Annotated in this window: 13 protein-coding genes and 2 riboswitches; of the genes, 8 read left to right on the top strand and 5 right to left on the bottom strand. The window is 54.0% G+C overall.

All coding sequences use genetic code 11. The features are described 5' to 3' along the window. The first annotated feature begins 72 nt into the window (after positions 1 to 72). Positions 73 to 990: a spermine/spermidine synthase domain-containing protein gene (locus GE107_RS22855; protein ID WP_219643556.1), complete on the top strand. Its 918-nt coding sequence runs from the start codon at positions 73 to 75 to the stop codon at positions 988 to 990. Between the two features lie 437 nt (positions 991 to 1,427). Further along, a complete protein-coding gene (locus GE107_RS22850; RefSeq protein ID WP_219643554.1) occupies positions 1,428 to 3,740 on the top strand; it encodes an esterase-like activity of phytase family protein in 2,313 nt (770 codons plus the stop codon). Positions 3,741 to 3,794: 54 nt separating this feature from the next. Here GE107_RS22850 and GE107_RS22845 read toward each other — a convergent pair whose 3' ends face one another. Then, on the bottom strand, positions 3,795 to 4,538 hold the full coding sequence (locus tag GE107_RS22845) for a GDSL-type esterase/lipase family protein (RefSeq protein ID WP_255570784.1): 744 nt from the start codon (positions 4,536 to 4,538) through the stop codon (positions 3,795 to 3,797). Between the two features lie 197 nt (positions 4,539 to 4,735). After that, a riboswitch (cyclic di-GMP riboswitch) is annotated at positions 4,736 to 4,828 on the top strand. A gap of 94 nt (positions 4,829 to 4,922) precedes the next feature. Between GE107_RS22845 and GE107_RS22840 the strand changes: the two genes are divergently transcribed. Further along, on the top strand, positions 4,923 to 9,368 hold the full coding sequence (locus GE107_RS22840) for a LamG-like jellyroll fold domain-containing protein (RefSeq protein WP_219643552.1): 4,446 nt from the start codon (positions 4,923 to 4,925) through the stop codon (positions 9,366 to 9,368). Between the two features lie 171 nt (positions 9,369 to 9,539). Here GE107_RS22840 and GE107_RS22835 read toward each other — a convergent pair whose 3' ends face one another. Both GE107_RS22835 and GE107_RS22830 read right to left on the bottom strand, forming a co-directional pair. Continuing rightward, positions 9,540 to 9,890, bottom strand: a complete 351-nt coding sequence (locus tag GE107_RS22835; RefSeq protein WP_370636499.1) for a DoxX family protein — start codon at positions 9,888 to 9,890, stop codon at positions 9,540 to 9,542. A 103-nt stretch (positions 9,891 to 9,993) separates the two neighbouring features. Next, complete coding sequence (locus tag GE107_RS22830; RefSeq protein WP_219643550.1) at positions 9,994 to 10,443, bottom strand: MarR family winged helix-turn-helix transcriptional regulator; 450 nt, start codon at positions 10,441 to 10,443, stop codon at positions 9,994 to 9,996. A gap of 484 nt (positions 10,444 to 10,927) precedes the next feature. Here GE107_RS22830 and GE107_RS22825 point away from each other — a divergent pair, with 484 nt between their 5' ends. Then, a complete protein-coding gene (locus tag GE107_RS22825; protein ID WP_255570781.1) occupies positions 10,928 to 12,136 on the top strand; it encodes a carboxylate--amine ligase in 1,209 nt (402 codons plus the stop codon). A gap of 42 nt (positions 12,137 to 12,178) precedes the next feature. Here the strand turns inward: GE107_RS22825 and GE107_RS22820 are convergent, their stop codons facing one another. After that, the gene (locus GE107_RS22820; RefSeq protein WP_219643549.1) at positions 12,179 to 12,457 is read right to left on the bottom strand and encodes a hypothetical protein; all 279 of its coding nucleotides are present in this window, start codon (positions 12,455 to 12,457) and stop codon (positions 12,179 to 12,181) included. A 103-nt stretch (positions 12,458 to 12,560) separates the two neighbouring features. On the opposite strand from GE107_RS22820, the gene GE107_RS22815 reads away from it, so the two are divergent. Beyond that, positions 12,561 to 13,436 (top strand): pentapeptide repeat-containing protein, encoded by an 876-nt coding sequence (locus GE107_RS22815; RefSeq protein WP_219643547.1) that lies wholly within the window; start codon positions 12,561 to 12,563, stop codon positions 13,434 to 13,436. Positions 13,437 to 13,545: 109 nt separating this feature from the next. Beyond that, the gene (locus tag GE107_RS22810) at positions 13,546 to 13,938 is read left to right on the top strand and encodes a nuclear transport factor 2 family protein (protein ID WP_219643545.1); all 393 of its coding nucleotides are present in this window, start codon (positions 13,546 to 13,548) and stop codon (positions 13,936 to 13,938) included. 104 nt (positions 13,939 to 14,042) lie between these two features. On the opposite strand, the gene GE107_RS22805 is transcribed toward GE107_RS22810, so the two are convergent. Further along, a complete protein-coding gene (locus GE107_RS22805) occupies positions 14,043 to 18,392 on the bottom strand; it encodes a cadherin-like beta sandwich domain-containing protein (RefSeq protein WP_219643543.1) in 4,350 nt (1,449 codons plus the stop codon). 419 nt (positions 18,393 to 18,811) lie between these two features. Beyond that, a riboswitch (cyclic di-GMP riboswitch) is annotated at positions 18,812 to 18,905 on the bottom strand. A gap of 336 nt (positions 18,906 to 19,241) precedes the next feature. On the opposite strand from GE107_RS22805, the gene GE107_RS22800 reads away from it, so the two are divergent. After that, on the top strand, positions 19,242 to 19,820 hold the full coding sequence (locus tag GE107_RS22800) for a PadR family transcriptional regulator (protein WP_219643541.1): 579 nt from the start codon (positions 19,242 to 19,244) through the stop codon (positions 19,818 to 19,820). Further along, positions 19,817 to 20,662: an alpha/beta fold hydrolase gene (locus tag GE107_RS22795; RefSeq protein ID WP_219643539.1), complete on the top strand. Its 846-nt coding sequence runs from the start codon at positions 19,817 to 19,819 to the stop codon at positions 20,660 to 20,662. The genes GE107_RS22800 and GE107_RS22795 overlap by 4 nt, the downstream gene beginning before the upstream one ends. Positions 20,663 to 20,710 lie beyond the last annotated feature (48 nt).

Below are 20,710 nucleotides of genomic sequence, written 5' to 3'. Positions count from 1 at the left end.
CAGTCCTTTTGCGCTCCGTGGTCATAGATCATAATGATCGATTTGTCAAAAACTCCGACAAGGGGGTACCGTATGGCAAGCAGCAGCAAATCCGGAAACGGGTCTTTGCGGGAGTACGTCTCCAAGGAGGACGAGCCGGACGGGAAGTATCGGGTGGTCAAACGGATCAAAACGCCGGTTCAACGGATCGCGGTGGTCGAAACGGAGAAAGGCGAAACGTTGATTTACGGGGACGGCTACGTCATGTTCGGCACGACGAAGGATGACGAGCTCTGGGCGGAATCGTTGGTCCATATCCCGATGGCGGCCGCCGCAAACCGGGGCAGCGTGCTGCTGATCGGCGGGGGGGGCGGGATTCTGGCGCGCGAGGCGCTGCGGTACCCGGATGTCAAGCGGATCACGGCCGTCGACGCTGACCGGATCATGATGAACTTGGGAAAAAGCCTGAAGTCGCTCGTCAAGTTCAACCAGGGAGCCTTGAACAACCCGAAGGTCACGACGATCGTCAAGGACGGCAGGGCGATGGTGGAGGGCAGCCGGCAAAAATGGGACGTGATCGTGGTCGACGTGCCGGAACCAAGCGAAGACGTGCCGCAGCTGAGGCGCCTGTTCAGCGTGAACTTCTACCGCCTGCTCAAAGAACGCCTGCAGCCGGGCGGAGCCATTGCCGTCGCTTGCACTTGTCTCAATGCCGAGATGCCCGAATTCAGCGGTTCGATCATCAAAACCATAAAAGCGGCAGGTCTCTACGTACTGCCCTATCACATGGACGTGAGAAAATCCTACGGGCAGGATTGGGCGTATTGCCTGGCGTCCAACCGGCCGCTCTCGAGCAGCGGCGTGAAGCTCCGTATCAAGCCTCGCTACCTGACCGAGTCCAAACTGAAGGGGATGTTCGTCATCCCGAACCGGTATCGGAAGAAATGGAAGAAGGGGAAGATCCAGACGGACCGGAACCACGTGCTCCGGGACATCCATGAAGAACATTGATTCGGGTTGAAGCCGGAAACGACCCGCAACTTCGCCGGCCTACGGTCGGGAGCCTAAGCCGGAGCCGATCATGCTTGGATCCGCTAAGCCGACAAGCCGGAGTCTGATCCGATCATGCTTGGATCCGCTAAGCCGACAGGCCGGAGTCTGATCCGATCATGCTTCGATCCGCTGAAAAGGCCGGGAATACGCCTCGTACAGAAGCGGTTTCCCGGCCTGTTTCTCCTACCCCGAGCTCTTCCCCGAGAAACCGCCCCGTGCGCGAATCCTGTCGGATTAAACCTTTGTTTTGGTTGCTTTAAGGTTTTATGAGAATCCTGCACAACGCGCCATTTACATGATTTACATATCGATCCAATTGAGTTTACTCCCAGGTAACGTTGGTAGCGGATAGTAGATTTATTCATTTATTCTACCGATGGAGGATTGCGAAAATCATGAGAAAACCGTTAGCAGCTGCTTTAAGCGCATGCATCGCCTTATCCGCGATGTGGGCTTCCGGCGCCTTCGCGGCCGGCAAACCCTCGCAAGTCGATTCATTCAAGCCGCTGGCCCGCTTCGCCGTACCCGGCGGAGGCATCGCGGAAATCATCGCCGCCACGCCGGACGGAAGCAAGCTGTTCTACACCGGCGCCGGACTCGGCACCATCGGCGTATTGGACATCACGAACCCGGCGAAACCGAAGCAATTGGCCGCCATTGATGCGGGCGGGGAACCGACGAGCGTCGCCGTCACCCGGGACGGCCGGACCGCGCTCGCCGTCGTCATCGCTTCCAAGCGGGAAATCGGGGAGAAGCCCGAAATCAAACCGGGCAAGCTGCTCGCCATCGATACGAAAACGCTTAAAATCAGGGGCTCGCTCGACATCGGCAACCACCCGGATTCCATCGCGGTCACGACGGTGAACAAACAGACGGTCGCCGTGATCGCGATCGAGAACGAACCGATCTACCTAGACGACAAGGGAGTCCGAATCGACGAAGACAAGCCCGGCTTGCCCGGCGACATCAGCGGTCCCGGCTTCGTTCAGATCGTGACGGTCAACGCCTCCAACATCGGAAAATCCAAGGTTCGGACGGTTACGTTCAACGAGCGCCAAATGGCGGAGAAGGGCCTTCTGTACCCCGCGGATCCGCAGCCGGAATTCGTCGACATCCGCTCGGGCAAGGCGGCCGTCACGCTTCAGGAGAATAATGGAGTCGCCATCATCGATCTGAAGTCGGCCAAGCTCTCCGGCCTCTTCTCCGCCGGCAAGCCGGTCAAGCAGCCCGCCGATTTGTCCGAAGACGGCAAAGTCGCCTTCACCGGTTCCTATCCCGAAGACGTAGCCAAGGAAGAGAACGCGGGCGCGAGAATGCCCGACGCCGTCGCCTGGAATGCGGCCGGAACCGCGCTGTATACGGCGGACGAAGGCGAATTGGACTTCACGGGCGGCCGCGGCTGGAGCGCTTGGAGCCCGGCGGGCAAGCTTCTCTGGTCGGACAAGGGCACGCTGGAGCGGAAGGCCGCGCAGTACGGCCAATACGACGACGGACGTTCCGAAGCCAAGGGCATCGAAGTGGAAGGCATGGAAACCGCCGTTTACGGCAAGAAAGAGTTCGCTTTCGTCGGCTCGGAACGGGGTTCCTTCGTCGCCGTATACGACATCGCCAAGCCGGCTTCTCCGGCGTTCGTGCAGTTTCTGCCGACGGGATCGCGTCCGGAAGGCCTGCTGGCCGTCCCGCAGAAGAATCTGTTCCTCGCATCCGACGAAACGACGGGTACCATCACCCTTTTCCAAGGAATCTCCGGATCCTATGCGCCGTCCGCGAACAACCCGACCCTGATCGCCGATCCGGGCGTTTCCTGGGCCGCGATCTCCGGTCTGGCCCCTGACGCCAAGAACAGCCAAGTGCTGTATGCCGTTCCGGACGCCGCCATGGAGCCTTATATCTACAAAATCAGCTTAAACAAAGGAACCGCCAAGCTTACGTACGATGCGGCCGTCCTGGACGAAGGCAAACCGGCCCATCTCGACATGGAGGGGATTACTCCGGACACCTCCATCTTGGCCGGCGAACATCCGGGCTTCTGGCTGGCCAGCGAGGGTAACGCCGCTTTCAAGAAAGAGGATTACATGGGCAATCTTCTCGTCCAGGTGGACAGCCATGGCAAAGTGTTGAAGAAAGTCGCGCTTCCGCTCGAAATCGACTCGGCCGATGGCGGCGTGATCCGCAATAACGGGTTTGAGGGCGTTGCCGTTTCTTCGGATGGCCGTTACCTTCTGGCGGCGATTCAACGCGAATATGCCGCGGATCAGAAAGTCGGCGGAACGAGCTATACCCGCATCGCGCGTTACGACCTTCAGCAGAACAGCTGGGACTTCTTCCTGTATCCGCTCGAGAAAACCTCCGTCAAAGGCGATTGGATCGGCTTATCCGAAATCGTGAATCTCGGAAACGACCGCTTCGCGGTGATCGAACGCGACAAGCAGGTCGGCGGAGCCGCCAAGCTGAAGGCCGTCTACACGTTCACGCTGGACGGCTTGAAGCCCTTCGCCGGGGTGACGGAGGAAACGTCCGACATCGCGGGGTCCGTGATCCGGAAGACCAAAGCGCTCGAACTGAAGGACACGATCGCTCCTTTCGAGAAGCTGGAAGGGCTGACCGTCACGCCGGACGGCAAAGTATGGGCGGCGGTCGACAATGACGGAGGCCAGCACCTGTCCGGTCTCTTCGCGGTCGCGAACGTGAAAGACATTCTGAAATAACGGTATAAGGGCCGGGAGATCCCGCTGCGGGGACTTCCGGCCCTTGCCTTCACGTTAAATGACGATTCCATATCCCGATAAACTTGTGCGTAACACTTCAGCCATGATGTTGTAGCCCAGTACATTCGGATGAAGAGAATCGTCTGCCAATTCGGGCCGTAATGTCATCCCGTCGGGCCCGACCATATGGGCATGGTAATCGATATAAATAGCTCTTTCCCGTTCCGCCATTTGCTTGAGGATGCCGTTGGAAGCCGCGAGCAATTCATTGCGGATTGCGGTACTATTGTTCGGACAATAGATCAGCGGTTCAAAGTGAAAGCAAGGAATGTTACTCCCGGTCGGAAGGTTCGAACCCACGATCGGCGTTATTCCATGACTTTTGGAAAGCCGCACCATCGACGTAATGTCCCTGACGATTTCATGCCCGATTTGATCAGGGGTTCTTCTCTGTTGCCTCTCCACGGCATCCAGTCTCCAGGTGTTATTCGTCCCCCCCAAGATATGAACGTAACGGGGTTTTAACTGCAGGACATCGGCCGGAAACCGGCGAAGCATGTTGGGGGTAATGTCTCCGGTAATTCCGCGGTTGATCACGAACTTGCCCGACGAACCGAAATAAACCTGCAAATCCCAAAATTGCGTAATCGATTCGCCGATAAAATCGAAATATACAGGGATATGATGAAAAAGGATTTGTTCGTTATATCCGTCGTAGGGCATCCGGAACTCGTCGGCAGCGGCTTTGAAAGAAAAGGTGCCGGGTCTGATCATCGGTATTCTTGGTCTGGTTGGCAAATCCATCCCTTCTTTCCCTGTAAGGTCATCCTAGAATATGTTGAAGGAATCTCCTCTAGACTATCGCAGAAATGGGCTTTCAAAAGCAGGAAATTCGCACGAGAAGTCTTGTCACATTCAGGGCATTAGAACTATCCACAAAAGTAAAATAGAGATATATGATGAAAATGTATGTCCAATCGACATTTATAAACATAACTCGACAAAGGCAAACCTGGCGAAAGCCAGCGACGCAAAGCTATAGGGGCTTTCGCAGCGAATGATTCGCTGCATGCCAGCCAGCTGCCGCAGAATCATGGTCATAATGGTCAACCATGCGAACCTTTCTGTCGGCTCAGAAGGGTTCGTTTTTTATTGGTCAACAAAATAAGGAGGAAACGTACAATGAATTCATTTAGGTATCGTGAACGTTCTAAAAAGGTTCTTTCAGGCATTCTTTGTTCCGTATTGATGCTGACAAGCTTTATCGGGTTGGGGAACATTGGGGCAAAGAAAGCGGCAGCGGCCGTTTCATCGTTAATTACGTCTTATAAACCGCAGGTGGTCAATGCGGATGCGAATGTTTCCTATACGGATTCCAATGGGAATACGATAACAGGAACCATCCACCATCCGGGCATTTTAATGTCACTGGCCGATCTGGACAATATGCGGGATCATGTTAGAGCGGGAGATGAGCCTTGGAATACGGCATTTCAGCATTATGCTAGTCAACCTGCCAGCAGTAAGACTGTGAGAATGTGGTTTCAGCCCAATAATGATTTATTTATACATCTTCGTGGCCCTTGGTCGGCGACTGTTGACGGCGTATTTTACTCCAATCCCCAGGAAGCTTTTGAGCACCCTGCTCAGTGGGACTCTGAAAATTGCTTCAAACAGGCTATTATGTGGTATATTACCGGTGACGAGGTTTACCGAAAAAATGCCATGACCATCATAAGAAATTTTGAACTTATACAGTCCGGTGGAGGTTATAGCAGTTTAAGGACTTCGGCTATCACTCATAATTTGGCGGCATCGGCAGAAATTCTGCGCTATTCCGATACTCCGACCGTTAGTCTGAAATGGACGGATAATGATACTGCACAACTTACACGCGTCTTTGACATTTTTGCCTTGAATTACAACCTCCATACTTTTTTTCTTAACCAGCATCAGTTTAGTGTTGAAGGAGGTCTTGCAAGAGCAATCTTCAAGAATGACTTGAAGCTGTATGCAGAAGCTGTAGAAGCAACTACAGTGAATTCCGCAGGCGATAAGGGCGGAATCAATGGATCGATTAAGCAGGCAATGCGTTATATGACCGCAAATGAACTAACGGGAGAACCGTTGGATCCATCGGATTATCACGTGCAGTTAATAGAAGCGGGGCGTGATATGGGTCATGCCTGGATTAATGTGGCCGGACTGTCTTCATTAGCACAGACGCTCTTTATCCAGGGGACTAAAGTTGACCCGGTCAATGGAACCATGTCCACTGCCGCTAATGCGGTGAATCCGTATAATTTCCTGGATGACCGGATATTGGAAGGCACTAATTATCTTTTGAAACATAACCTAGGTTATGATGTTCTATTTACGCCTTGTAATCCTTGGTCTTTTACAAAGATCAATGGCGGGGACAGGATAGACGCTCAGTTCTTAGCTCTTTTATATAACTACTATAAATATATAGAACATCAGGATATGACGCAGGAAAAATACAAATATCTGGCTTATGCAGTTGAAACGAGGGCTCCTCTGTTTGCCAATAAAGATTATCTGACGGCTACGTTGCCGTTCACAGCCGATGCAGCAAAGCAAGATGGTACGAGCAACTGGAAAACTTTAAGCCCGGTAACAAATTTAACAGCAAAATACGAAGGTCAGAACGCCATAAGCTTGAGCTGGACAGCTGCAGCATATGCGCTGGGCTACAATATATACAAATCTACTTCTGCAGATGGAACCTATACAAAGCTCACCAGCGCACCGATTGGAGAAACATCGTATACGGATACAGCAGTAGATCCTAATACGATTTATTACTACAAGGTAGTCGTAGCCGGAGGACCGACATCAGGTCCCGTGTCCGTAACAACACCAGGAAACAACATTCCACAATTGGATTCTACTAGTTATGAACTGGGTTTGAATCAGAAACATGTAACGAAATTATCGGTTGTCAATACGGATGGAACCTATCAGGATCTTACAAATCAAGCCGTCTATACTTCATCCAATCCAGCTGTGGCGACCGTGGATTCAACGGGTTTAGTTACATATGTGGCTCCAGGTACCAGTACGATTACAGCCGCATATAACGGACAAAACTTTACAGCAACCGTAAAGGCAATAGCTGATCCCAGCTTGAAGGCATGGTATATGTTTGATGAAACCAGCGGAATGTCAGCAGCGGATTCATCAGGTTATGGCAATAACGCATCTGTGAATGGCGGAGGTTCATGGGTTGCCGGAAACAGCGGCAATGCAGTGAGTCTGAATGGAAAAGACGGCTATGTTTCTCTTCCAAGCGGCATCGTCTCCAACAGCACAACTGGCACAATTTCCACATGGGTTTACCTGAATTCAGCAAGAAACTGGATGCGCATATTCGACTTTGGCTCGGGGACCGCTACCAACATGTTTCTTACAGCTCAAAATGGAGAAAATAGCAAAATCCGCTTTGCCATCAAAAACAACAACTCGGCTCAACAAATAATTGATGGAACAGCCGCTCTGCCAACAGGAGGCTGGCATCATGTAGCCGTTACGTTAAATGGCGCAACAGGCATTCTCTACGTTGACGGTAATGAAGTTGGGCGCAACAGCGCGATGACGATTACACCATCTGATTTGGGTGCTACTACGCAAAACTGGATCGGGCGCTCCCAGTATGCAGACCCGTATTTTAATGGCAACGTTGACGATTTCAGAATATACAATCGTGCCTTAAGCGCAGTTGAAATTACCAAAGTCATGAATGGGCAAACCTTGCCGCCGCACCTGCCATCAGCTCCGGCAGGATTAACAGCGGCAGCGGCAGACAATACCACCATAAACCTGAGTTGGTCGGCCGTAACGGGAGCAACCGGTTATCATCTGTATGTTTCGGATTCCAGAGCAGTTAACGCAGTTTATACTAAATTAAATACTAGTGTGATAGAAGGGACAACATTCGTTCATGCAGGTTTAAAGGCCAATACCGCTTACTATTACAAAGTAACGGCAGTAAATGAGGCCGGAGAATCCGTCATGTCGAGTATAGTATCAGCAACAACCGTAAATCGTTTGCCTGACCTCAGCTTGAAGGCATGGTATAAGCTTGACGAAGCAAGCGGGACGACGGCAGTTGACGCATCGGGGTACGGGAATAACGCATTGGTTAATGGCGGAGGTTCATGGGATACGGGATATAACGGAGGCCAAGCAATAAGCCTTAACGGAACCAACGGCTATGTTTCTCTTCCTAACGACATAGTCTCGGGTAACAGTACTTCCACGATTGCAACTTGGGTTTACCTGAATTCAACAAGTAACTGGTCGCGTATTTTTGACTTTGGTTCGGGAACGGCTACCAATATGTTCCTTACAGCTCAAAATGGACAAAATGGCAAAATCCGCTTTGCCATCAAAAACAACAACTCGGCTGAACAACAAATTGATGGAACATCGGCTCTGCCAACCGGAGGCTGGCACCATGTAGCCGTCACGTTAAATGGCGCAACAGGCATTCTATATGTCGATGGGATTGAAGTGGGACGCAACAGCGCTATGACAATTAAACCATCTGATTTGGGCTCTACTACGCAAAACTGGATTGGACGCTCTCAATTCAACGACCCTTATCTTAATGGTAAAGTTGACGATTTCCGAATCTATAACCGTGCTATAAACGCAGCCGAAATTACCGAGGTAATGAATGGGCAAACACTGTCGCCATCTGCTCCGGCGGGATTAACTGCGGCAGCGGCAGACCATACTTCCATAAACCTGAGCTGGTCGGAAGTAACGGGAGCAACGGGTTATAACCTATATGCAACGGATTCCAATGTAGTTAATGCAGTCTATACAAAATTAAATCGCAGTGTTATCGAAGGGACAACATTCGTTCATACAGGATTAAAGGCTAATACCGCTTATTATTACAAAGTAACGGCAGTGAATGAATCTGGAGAATCCGTCATGTCGAGTATAGTATCAGCAACAACTTTGCTTGATCCCAGCTTGAAGGCATGGTATAAGTTAGACGAAGCAAGCGGGACGACGGCAGTTGACGCATCGTTATACGGGAATAATGCATTGGTTAATGGCGGAGGTTCATGGGCTCCTGGAAATAGCGGCAATGCAGTAAGTCTCAACGGAACAAACGGCTATGTTTCTCTTCCTGTTGGCATCGTCTCGAGCAACAGCACTTGTACGGTTACGGCCTGGGTTTACTTGAATTCATCAAGCAAGTGGACTCGTATTTTTGACTTTGGTTCAGGGACGGCTACCAATATGTTCCTTACAACGCAAAATGGACAAAATGGCAAAATCCGCTTCGCCATCAAGAACAACAACTCGGCTGAACAACAAATTGATGGAACCTCGGCTCTGCCAACAAGCGGCTGGCACCATGTAGCCGTCACGCTAAACGGCCCAACAGGCATTCTATATGTCGATGGCATTGAAGTGGGACGCAACATCGCGATGACGATTAAACCATCCGATTTGGGTGCAACTACGCAAAACTGGATCGGCCGTTCCCAATATGCCGACCCCTATCTCAATGGAAAAGTTGATGATTTCCGAGTCTACGACCGCGCATTAAGCGCTTCGGAAGTCGTAAGTGTGATGAGCGGACAATAACGGTAACCCGTTCGCCTTGATCCTGCCGGATACATGATAGAAACCGCCTAATTCAAACTTTGAATTAGGCGGTTTCTATCGTTAAATGGCGGTCCTACTCAACCGAATCAGATTGTAAACCATCATGACCGCCTCCGCTCTCGTGGCAGGGCTCGCCGCCTCGAACGTTTCCTATTGCCGCATTCCATTCTCTTTCGTCCTCTTCCTGCTCAAAACCCGATACCGCACCCCTGCGGTTACCAGGACTACGACGAGCCACTGCCCTGCCAAAACGGCCTCGAATCCATGACCGGCACTGAATTCCGTCAGTACCGCACCCAACATCAGAACGCTTAGGAGCGAAGCACCATACAGCGTTAACCGGGGGAGCGCCATAAGGACGGCTCCCGCAAGCTCGACGCATCCGACCGCGAACCTGGCCCAATCGGGATAACCCAATTCACGGAACATCTCCACCATTGGGCTCGTTCCCGCCAGCTTCTGGATGCCGTTTTGAATGAAAAATAGAGAAGTTGCCCCCACCGCGATCCACCCCAACACGCGCACCCATTTTTTCGTGATAGACGCACCTCTCCTCATATAATTAGAATTCTAACTATGTGAGCAAAATAAGACTTTCCTCTCCTTACCCTTTCTCGAACACCCCCACCATTTTCACGAGCAGAGCCTTCAAGGCAACGAATTCCGATTCCGTCATGCCCTCTTTGACCCGTTCCTCTACCGCCAAGGCAAAATGCTGCGTCTCCTCCGCCTTCTTCACTCCTTCATCCGTCAAATAGATCAGCTTGTAGCGTCCATCCTCGGGATGATCTTTGCGGACAATCAAACCTTTGGCGGCCAGTCCGTTCATCAAGCTCGTGACGCTGGGGCGTTCGATCATCAGGATCTGCTCCAGCTGGGACGGTGTAATGCCCGGATAATGGCGGATGACCCCGAGTGCGCTCCACTGCGTATGGGTGAGTCCCGTGGGCTTGAGCAACTCCTCCATTTCCCGCCGGAGCGTGATGTACCCCGTTTTCACCATACGGCCAATCGGGCCTTGATCCCACTGCCAGTTCAGGTTTTCTCCGTCCATCTTCGATAACCACCATTTAGTTAGAATTCTAACTATATTTTACCCGATAACGGGCGGCTGTCAAGTTGTTCCGTCCGTTCCTGCACCGCCTCTGCATTGAAGCCTTTTTCCGACCCGCTTCAAACGGACTTATTGGCTGAAGACAATCACACTAGGCGCTTGGGCAGCGCTCTTTGTCTTCGCCGGTGTTTCCCGAACGGTGAAATCGTACTTGAATTGGAAGATGCTCCCCTGCTGATCGGGTGACGATCTTGAGCTTGGTTACAGGAAGAGGATTAGTCCCTGGAAAAGGAGCTGTACTATTTACAGTCATTGTAAGCTGGATTATATTACTCCTACAGCATTTCGTTCAATCCGTCGCCGTAAGCATTCCATCAAACGACTCAGCCTGTCTCCTGCAGCAGGCGGTTTTCTCGTTGCAAATCTGTTATGATTTAGGTAGTTAAGAATCGTTCGGCCAAATCCGTTTCGGATGTCCATTACGATGACGAGAGCGAGTGCATTCCTGTTGAAAAATAAAGCGGTCATTCTAGGCTCGAATTTCTACACGGGATTAAGCATCATCAGAGGACTCGGCTCCCAGGGGATCCATACCGTTGCCATGGATTATTCCAAAGCGAATACCTACGGAGCGAAATCCAGGTATCTGGCCGAACAATTCATCGTGCCCCATTACCGGGAGCGGCCGGAGGAGCTTCTGCGCTATATGGTCGACTACGCCAAGAAACAGGATGCGAAGCCCGTGCTGTTTCCCAGCGTAGACCCTTATGTGGAATTCGTGGATTCCCATTTGGACGAGCTGCGAAACCACTACCTCATTAACATGACGGCGCAGGGAAACTGGAGCCGAATCATGGATAAACGGCATCTCCACGACCTCGCCGCGAAGCATGGCGTATTCGTACCGGAATCCCTAAGTCCGGCGGCGGATCGGTTCGAAGAACGAGTGATCGCGGAAATCGGGTTTCCCTGTATCGTGAAACCGACCGATTCCCCCGCATTCGTCTCCGTTTTCAGAACGAAAAGCTTTATCTGCAACAATATTGACGAGGTTAAAGAAGCAATTGGGAAAGCGCACCGGGCCAAACTCGAGGTCATCGTACAAAGGATCATCCCGGGCTTCGACGACCATGTGTATACGTTCGATGCCTACCTGGATCGGAATTCGAAGGTCACCCATTGGATGACGTGCCAGAAAATGAGGCAGTTTCCCATCCGCTTCGGAGCATCTTCCTTCACCAAGCAGAAGCATGTGGAGGATTTGCACCGGATTGGAGCGCCGTTCCTCGAGGCTATCGGGTACAAGGGATTCGCGGAAATCGAATTCAAGAAGGATGCGGACTCCGGCAAGTTCTATCTGCTCGAAGTGAATGCCCGAACGACGACTCTGGACCCCCTGCTTCGTAAATGCGGAATCAACTTTCCCCTGCTTGCCTACCGCGAGTTGACGGGCCAACCGATCGGCAGCCAGGCGGTTCGGCACGATACGGGCATCGCTTTCTGCTATCTGTTCGAGGATCTGATCGCATCCCGGGACTACGTCAAATCCAAACAGCTCGGCGTCGCGCAGATCGTCAAATCGCATTTTACGAAGCGGGCCCCCGCGATTTGGAGCCCGACGGATCCTGCCCCCGCCATCTATTTCCTGGGCATGATGCTGAGGAAGGCCGTCCGGAAGTTCTCGAGACCATAACGCGAAGACATCCATTGCAGGTCCTGCGACACCACGGCGGGATCACACCCCGAGAAGGACGTAACCAAGCGTTATATAGAGAACCATGAACAACAGCAAGAACGCAGGACCGACGGCTGAAATCAAAGCCCATCTGCGGAAAGTGCCATGTCTTCTTAACAGTGAAATCAGGATCCCAAGCGAGCTTCCTATGAAGATAAGCGCAAACCAGACACCCTGCAACGGGTGTCCTGCTTTGAAGGGAAACGTAAAGCTGTAAACGGTAAATCCCGCGGTTGCCAGCAGCATGATCACGGAAAAGATCGTTGCGATGGTTTTCACCAATCGTATCACCCGGACGTTGGAAGTGTTGGATGCGTTATCCCGACATCCATCATTCACGATTCCCCGCAACGTGTCCCTCGAAAACAAAGGAGTTATCCCGATGCCTCAGATTGATCGAAATGACCGGAATGACCGGAGTCCCGACTTCTATCGCCGCACCCTGCAGGCCGACTGCGAGCGATGCTTCGGCTTGTGCTGCGCCGCGCTGCCCTTCGCGGCTTCGGAGGACTTCGCGATCGACAAAGCCGCCGGGCAGCCTTGCCCGAATCTGCGTTCGGACTTCCGCTGCGGCATTCATGACGGCCTCCGGCAACAAGGATTCCGGGGGTGTACGGTTTTCGATTGCTTCGGCGCCGGGCAGAAGGTGTCGCAGATCACCTTCGGCGGACGGGACTGGCGGCAGGCGCCGGAAACCGCGGATCGAATGTTCCAAGCGCTCCCGATCATGCGTCAGCTCCACGAGCTGCTCTGGTACTTGAACGAAGCGTTGATGCTGCAAGCCGCACGTCCGATCTACGATGCCCTCCGTCAAACGCTTGAGAAGACGGAGCGGCTGACGGAACTGGGTCCCGACTCTCTCCTGGATCTCGATGCGGCCGCGCACCGCGCGGAGGTCAACACCCTGCTCCTCCAAACCAGCGAGCTCGTGCGGGAAGACGCCCGCCGGCGGGACGGCAATCCCCCGAAGCCGCGCAAGAACGTACGACGGGGAGCCGATCTGATCGGCGCCAAGCTCCGGGGAGCCGACCTCCGTTTCGCCAATTTGAGAGGAGCCTATTTGATTGCCGCCGACCTCAGGGAGGCCGACCTCCGAACGGCCGACCTGATCGGGGCCGACTTCCGGGATGCGGATATCAGGGGCGCCAACCTGGGCGGCAGCCTCTTCCTCACCCAGGCCCAGCTGAACGCAGCGAAGGGCGATGCCCGTACGCAGCTGCCGCAGTTTCTGACCCGTCCTGTCCACTGGACCGCGTAGAGTCGTTACGGAATCTGTAACGGAGTTTGCGAATTCGTAACATTCATCCCGATATCAGCATCGTATACTCATTTCGTGGGTAACCCGGAACGAAAGGTCGGTGCTTGGGATGAAATTGGAAACGGTCAGAAGGTTTTTCGAACTGTGCGAGTCGTTCAGCCTATCGGAACCCGACTATAAGACTCTATTGCATCCGGAGATCGAGCAAACGGAGTTTCCGAACCTCATCACCCCAAACGTTACCGTAAGCAACTATGAGACGCTCATGCAAAGGATTCCCAACGGGAAAAAGCTTCTTAAGGAACAGAAGTTCGACATCCGGAAATCCTACGAATCCGGCGATACGCTGATAACGGAAGTGGTATGGACGGCGGTTGTCGGAGCGGATCTCGGCGCTTTCAAGGACGGCCAGCAACTCAAGGCCTACTTCTGCTGTATCTTCGACTTCAAGGATGGCAAAATCTATCGGCAAAGGAATTACGATTGCTTCGAACGCTTCTAGAGAACATTGGCCGATTCTACAGCCGCCGCGCGACAATAAGCTCATAAAAAGAGGGGTTGCCTCCAAGTCAAAATTTCTACTCGGCGGCAACCCCTGTAACATGATTACTTGGAATTTCTGCTGTCGATCAGCTTGGCCTTGATCAATATCCGCTGCGCGATCGCCGCCGTCTCCGCTCGGGTGATATCGCTCGTCGGCCTCAGCCCTGCTTCCCGGCCCTGGACCAATCCGCTCTTTACCGTGGCCGCGACCGCTTGCTTCGCCCAAGCGTGTACCGCCGCGCCATCCGCAAACCGGGCGAGTACGGATGCCGCTTCCGTGCCGCTGACGTTCGTGTCGAGTCCCGCCAGCTTCATCGCCCGCGCGATCATCGCCATCGCTTCTTCGCGGGTGACCGTCTTCATTGGGCGGAACGTTCCATCTTCGTATCCCGCAATGATGCCGTATTCCTCCGCTTTCGCCACAGCACCGTAGTACCAGTCGCCGGACTTTACATCGCCGTAAGCCGAGGTTTTTCCGTTGTCATTCAGTCCCAGCGCCCTGACGATAACCGCCGCGAACTCCGCGCGCGTGATTGCCGTATTCGGATTGTAATTCATCTCATCGGCTCCGTACACGATCAGACGCGACGCCATGTCGTTCACCGCATCCTTCGACCAATGGTCTGCTGCATCCGCAAACGTCGCCGGGTTCCAGATCAAGGCGTACGTGCTGTTCGTCAGGCTGTTCACAACCGCGTAATACTTCCCGTCGCGAACGGTAATGTAGGTCGGCACATGGTAGAGCGTTCCGTCGGCCGCAAGCACGGCAGCGGTTGTAATCTTGTTTGCATTGATGTCGTCAGGCAGCGGGATTTCACGTTCTACATACGCATTAAATTTGTCCACTTCCGCTGTTTTGCCGTTGTACGAAGCGATTACCGTGAAATCGACCGGCGGTACGACAACGCTGAACTTTCCTTTCTCCGCCGTGCTTTCCGCGAGTTTGACCTTTCCCTCGTCGCTTTTCGCAATGTCCACATGAACGACGATGTCCGACAGTTTCGCTTCACCGCCAAGCTGCGCCGACAAGTGGTCGATCCCGATTTCCGCCGCAGGCAGCTTGTAGTTTCCGTTAACCGTCTCCACATCCCATACGGCCTGCCTGTTCTCCATCGCTTTTACTACGTCCCCGGTCAACAGAGCCGTCACTTTGTCCGCTTTCACCATGGCAACCGGGACGATGACGACCGGGTTGCCGCCCTCTTTCGCAAGCTGCGCCGCCAGTTTGGCCGTATCCACCGTCACCGTAAGCACGGTTTTTCCGTCCTCTTGGGTTGTCGTGCCTGTGGCGAGTTGATCATACACCTTGCCGTTCACAATGACGCTGATCCCTATTGTTTTATCGGACGCAGCGCCCCCGCTGCCGGTGACACCGGTGGAAGGCGAGTCCGTCGAAGACCTATCGGCGGATGAAGACACGCGCTCGCGCGTCGCCGTCACGGTGTACGTCTTCGTCGTCGTGCCATCCGGCGCGGTCACGACCACCTTGATCGTATTGCTGCCTATGCTCAGCGGAATCGATGGCGAGGACCCTCCGCTCGCTACGGCATTTCCGTTCACGCTCAGCGTCGCATTCAGATCCGATGCGGTCGGAGTCACCGTTACGCTTGAGACATCGTTGGCCACCGATGCGCTATAGCTTTGAACCCCGCTCGCAAAGAGCGGGCTCAAGCTTCCGCTCGACAAGGCCAGGTTGATCAGATTCGCATCCGTACTCGCTTCGAGCCTTACGTTCACCGTATATGTCTTGGTCGTCGTGCCGTCCTGCGCCGTCACCGTCACGTCAATCAGGTTGTCTCCCGGATTCAACACCATGAGACCCGACGGCGCTCCGCTTGCCACCGGTTGGCCATTGACCGTGACCGTCGCGTTCGGATCGGCCGTCCACGGCTTGACCCTTACGCTCTTCACATAGCTCGCCGCGGTCGACGTGTAACTCCATACATCGCTTGCAAAGGCCGGACTCAAGCTTCCCTCGGACAACGCCAAATGGCTCAGCTCGGCGCTGTTGCTCGGCGCGCGGGTCACCTTTACCGTGTATATTTTCGTCGTCGTGCCGTCCTGTGCCGTTATGATTACGTTGATCGTGTTATCTCCCACGTTCAGCGGGATCGCCGAGGAACGCGTTCCGCTTGCCGTCAGAATGCCGTTGACCGTGATCGTCGCGTTCGCGTCGGTTGCCCGCGGAGTGACCGTCAGGTTGTTTACGCTGTTCGCCACTGTAGCCGTATAACCGGTCGTCCCTATATCGAATGCCGGACTGAGCACGCCGTCCGACAGTTCCAGGTTGGTCAAGTCCGCTGAGGCGCTCGGTGCGCGCGTGACCTTGACGCTATACGTCTTCGTCGTTGTGCCGTCCTGTGCGGTCACCGTCACGTTGATGGCGTTGTCTCCTACGTTTAGCGGAATATCCTGCGATGCCGTGCCGCTGGTTACAGGGATCCCGTTCACCTTCACAACCGCGTTGAACTCCGCTGCCGCAGGCGTAACCGTCATGCGATATACGCTGTTCGTCACCGACACCGAGTAGGCCGTCATGCCGCTGGAGAATGCCGGACTGAGCACGCCTTGGGACAGCGACAGATTGTTCAGATTCGCGTTCGCGCTCGGGGCACGGTTCACCGTGATGGTGTACGTCTTTGCCGTCGACCCATCCTGAGCCGTTACGGTTACGTTAATTGAATTGTCCCCGACGTTCAGCGGGATGTTTGGCGAAGCGGTTCCGCTTGCCGCCTGCGTTCCGTTCACCATTATCGTCGCGTTGGCATCCGCAAACGCCGGGGTGACCGTGATGCCCGTCACGTTGTTCGCCACATTGACCCTGTACTGCTGCACGCCGCTGCCGAATGCCGGGGCCAGGCTTCCCTCGGACACCGACAAATCGGTTAAGTCCGCGTTGCTGCTTGCCGTACGAGTTACCTTTATCGTATACGTCTTCTTCGTCGCGCCGTCCTGCGCCGTGACCGTTACGTTGATCGGGTTATCCCCCACGATCAGCGGGATGGCCCCAGACGCGCTGCCGCTTGCCACGGACTGCCCGTTCACCGTGACGGTCGCGTTCGGTTCCGCCACCGTCGGGGTTACCGTCACACTCGTTACGCTGTTAGCCACAGTTGCGCCGTAGAGCTGCGTTCCGCTGCTGAACGCGGGACTGAGCGTCCCCCGGGACAGGGACAAACCGTTCAATTCGGCGCTGTTGCTCGGTGCGCGGTAGATCGTTATCGTATACAGCTTCTGCGTCGTCCCGTCCTCAGCCGTGACGATGACCTTCACGATATTGTTCCCCACGTTCAGAGGAACGGTTGACGGTGTGCCGCTCGCGACGACCTTGCCGTTAACCGTACCAGCGGCTTTCAAGTCCTCCGTCGTCGGCGCCACATCCACGCTCGTCACGCTATTGGCTACTGTGGCCGAATACCCTGTCACTCCGCTGCTGAACGCCGGGCTGAGCGTCCCCTGCGACAGCGTCAGGCTGCTCAGGTCCGCATTGCTGCTCGCCGGGACAGTTACGGTGCTTGCCGCCGTACGCCCGTCTACCGTAGTCGCGGTTACCGTCGCAGTTCCCGGCGTATTTCCCGGCGTGACGAACCCGTTCGCGTCCACTGCCGCTACGGATGAATCGCTGGACGTCCACGTCACACCGGGCTTGATGCCGTTCGGATGATCAGAGCCGGCTGTTAGCTGCGCTCCGCTTCCGCCCTTGACCAGGCTCAACTGCGGCGGCGTAACCGTCAAGTCATTCACGGTGTAAGTGACGGTCAGCTTAGGTCCTAAGGTCAGGTTCTCGTCTGGATAATATCTTCGGCTCCAAAACCCCGACGAGAAATGCTCGGATCGCAGCACCATCCCATAGTTCGGCAAGCTTCCATCGATCCATTGCTGCGCCAGGCCGGTCAAATCAAACTGCGTTTTCGAGGCAGTAGCATAACCATTGACCTGTTGCGTTGAGACAGGATCGGGGGCAAACGCCGGCGCGCTGTTCCACGTAATCGTGTTTTCGTTCCAGGCGCCCATAACCCCATAAACAGCTACCGTTGCGCTAACGTTATTTTTGTTAAACATGGAAACGATCGAGGTCATTTCCAAAGTGGCGTTGGCGACGGTCGCATCGGCCGGTATTGACGAAAGATCGAATTGGATGTACGGTCTTACCTCAATGGTGTCGTTCCCAAGGGTTAACTGGGAAGTATTATAATACAAGTCAGGTATCTGGCTGGTAACTGCTTGTCCTTGCACGGCCGCAGTATTGCCAGCACTGTTCTGAACCACCGCAGTCTTCGTTGTCGGCGCCGCGGATGCCGCGTCAGGGGATGTCAGCAAAGACACGAGTACAGAAAATGCGAGCAGTCCGCTGAGCAATGCGGAAATGATGCGTTTGAGGAAATGACTTCGTTTACGAAGTGAAATTGGCATGTTCTTTATCCTCCGCAAAATGTTATGACGTTGTCGTGTGTGGCGAACCGGGAACGGATGCCAACGAACTTCCGCAGCGACGGCTCGGACTGGTTTCGTACAGACTGCCTCTCTCGTAAAGGAAGATGAAATGAACTCAGCTTAACGGGGGGACCCAGGATCGAAGTCCGCAGTTTACCCCTCCGGGTCCGTAAACACCGGCCCCGGCGCCTTCACTACAAGTTGCGTCATTATTTTCACTCCTTTGATGTTTATGCAAGTAGAGGGCTTGACCGGCATCCTTTAGGGATGTTTTTCTGGCCCCTTCCTCAACCCAAGTTGGCGCGTTCCTCCTCCTCTAACCCTTCCGGGTGCCACTGCCTGGGTGTATTTATTGAACGCGAAAACCTCCGTCTGGCCGACGGAGGTTCATCCGCCGTTTCGGCAACTGGCTGGCATCGCGGACCCTGCATGTCCACCTTAGCCCCTGTAGGTTTGCGTCCCCGCTTTTCAACGGGTTTGCCTTTATTCCAACGGTTCGATTTAAATCGATTTTATAAGGAAAAATGTACCAATGTATTGGATTATTTTATATAGGTCTTTAGATGTATTAGCCTAATGATTTGTGAAAAGGAACCGAACGTATGATACGGTTCAGCCAGATCGTCGCTAAGCCGAAAAGCGTCTGCGCAATGCCGACGAAATATTCGGATTCGCGGATGATGTGATTCAGAACCACTTTCGCGGTCGGATTCGATTTACGTTTATCGGATTTTCACCGTTTTCATACACCTATCTATTCAAATTTGACTAGATGAACCGTTCTCTATTATACTCATCTCACCATCCCAACTGAGGAGGCCATCGGAATTGTCCACGGTAAGATTGCTTGTGTTGGGAACCATTCTTCGAAGGGGGGTTACGCACGGTTACGGTGTCCACCAAGATTTGACCTCTTGGCGTGCCGATACTTGGACCAGCGTCAAACCGGGTTCCATCTACCATGCGCTGGAGAAGCTCGAAGCGCAAGGAATGATCATGCCGGCAGATTCAGGCAACCCCGCCAAGCTCGGTCCGTCCCGTACGGAGTATATGCTAACCGAACAAGGCAAGACCGAATTCCAGACTCTTCTGGAGAATGCCCTGAAGAGCAACGATCTCCAGCAGTTGGCGGCAGGGATCGCATTCATGGAGATGCTTCCCCGGCAGCATGTCATATCAATTCTGGAAGAGCGCCTCATCCCCCTGAATCAATCGGTCGCCTTTTTGAAAACCCTGCCGACGGAACCCATCCCGTCCGATCCTTCGAAGCATCCCGAGCTGGTCGGTATGTGGATCGGATACATGGAGTACGTGGTCTCCGCTACCCGAAAGTTATTGCAATCCTTGCACGCTGGAAAATACAAGTTTATCGACGAGATAACCGATGGAGGAGGAGAGCCATCATGATGGAGGCGACATTGCACGATGGAAGCCGGATTGGAGTCAGGGCCGAGGGAGATGGACCGGCGATTCTGCTTCCGGTCAATCCGGAGCCCCTCCAGGGGCAGCAAGCCGAGGAAATGAGAAAATGGGGAGCGGACCCCGCCCTGGGGCGTACGCTTATGGACGGTCTGAGAGACCGGTACCGCGTCATCGCTTTCGACTACGAAGGCCATGTCCTTCAAGTACCGAAACCCGACACTCTGAAGCCCGCCAACATCGTTCGAGACCTCCTGGCCATTGCGGACGCGGCAGGTGCCGAACGATTCGCCTATTACGGATACTCATGGCTCGCGCTGATCGGCATGCAATTGGCTCTTCGGACCGACAGGCTATCTGCGCTCATCATGGGCGGCTTCCCTCCAATCGGCGGTCCATACAAGGAGATGCTGCGCGTAACGGCGGCGACTCTCGAGATGTCGATCTCCGCAGCGGCGAACCCGAATCCCCCGCAAAACTCTTCCTCGGAAGAATTCGACTGGTCCACTTTCGAAGTCACCATGAGCCAAGCCCAGACCCAACAATTCGTCACCCTGTATCAGGATTTGCAGGACTTTAACGATAGCTTGGCGCAGGCACGAATAACCTGCTCTCGCCTTTGTTTTGCGGGAACCGCCGACAGAATCGACTACGGGGAGCGTTGGGGGAACGTCGCGGTGGACATCGCCGGTCCGCTCCTAACCCGGAGAGAGGAGATCGAGGGGTACGGTTGGGACGTCCGGGTTCTGGGCGGACTCGATCACACGCGGGCGATGCAGGCCTCGGAGGTTCTGCCGCTCATCCTTCCCTGGCTGGATGCCAAGCTGTGAACGCGCCGAACCCGGACACGGTCCGGGTTCGGCGGTGATCTTCATGTG

Origin of the sequence: Cohnella sp. CFH 77786, from assembly GCF_019400745.1 — a bacterium.
GTDB lineage: Bacteria > Bacillota > Bacilli > Paenibacillales > Paenibacillaceae > Cohnella.
This window is presented reverse-complemented; position numbering and strand designations above follow the sequence as displayed.

Bases quoted from the DNA above. Each gene is read 5' to 3' on its own strand.
- GE107_RS22840 (WP_219643552.1), top strand. From the start codon at position 4,923: ATGAATTCATTTAGGTATCGTGAACGTTCTAAAAAGGTTCTTTCAGGC.
- GE107_RS22810 (WP_219643545.1), top strand. From the start codon at position 13,546: ATGAAATTGGAAACGGTCAGAAGGTTTTTCGAACTGTGCGAGTCGTTC.
- GE107_RS22855 (WP_219643556.1), top strand. From the start codon at position 73: ATGGCAAGCAGCAGCAAATCCGGAAACGGGTCTTTGCGGGAGTACGTC.
- GE107_RS22795 (WP_219643539.1), top strand. From the start codon at position 19,817: ATGATGGAGGCGACATTGCACGATGGAAGCCGGATTGGAGTCAGGGCC.
- GE107_RS22815 (WP_219643547.1), top strand. From the start codon at position 12,561: ATGCCTCAGATTGATCGAAATGACCGGAATGACCGGAGTCCCGACTTC.
- GE107_RS22805 (WP_219643543.1), bottom strand. From the start codon at position 18,392: ATGCCAATTTCACTTCGTAAACGAAGTCATTTCCTCAAACGCATCATT.
- GE107_RS22825 (WP_255570781.1), top strand. From the start codon at position 10,928: ATGACGAGAGCGAGTGCATTCCTGTTGAAAAATAAAGCGGTCATTCTA.
- GE107_RS22850 (WP_219643554.1), top strand. From the start codon at position 1,428: ATGAGAAAACCGTTAGCAGCTGCTTTAAGCGCATGCATCGCCTTATCC.
- GE107_RS22830 (WP_219643550.1), bottom strand. From the start codon at position 10,443: ATGGACGGAGAAAACCTGAACTGGCAGTGGGATCAAGGCCCGATTGGC.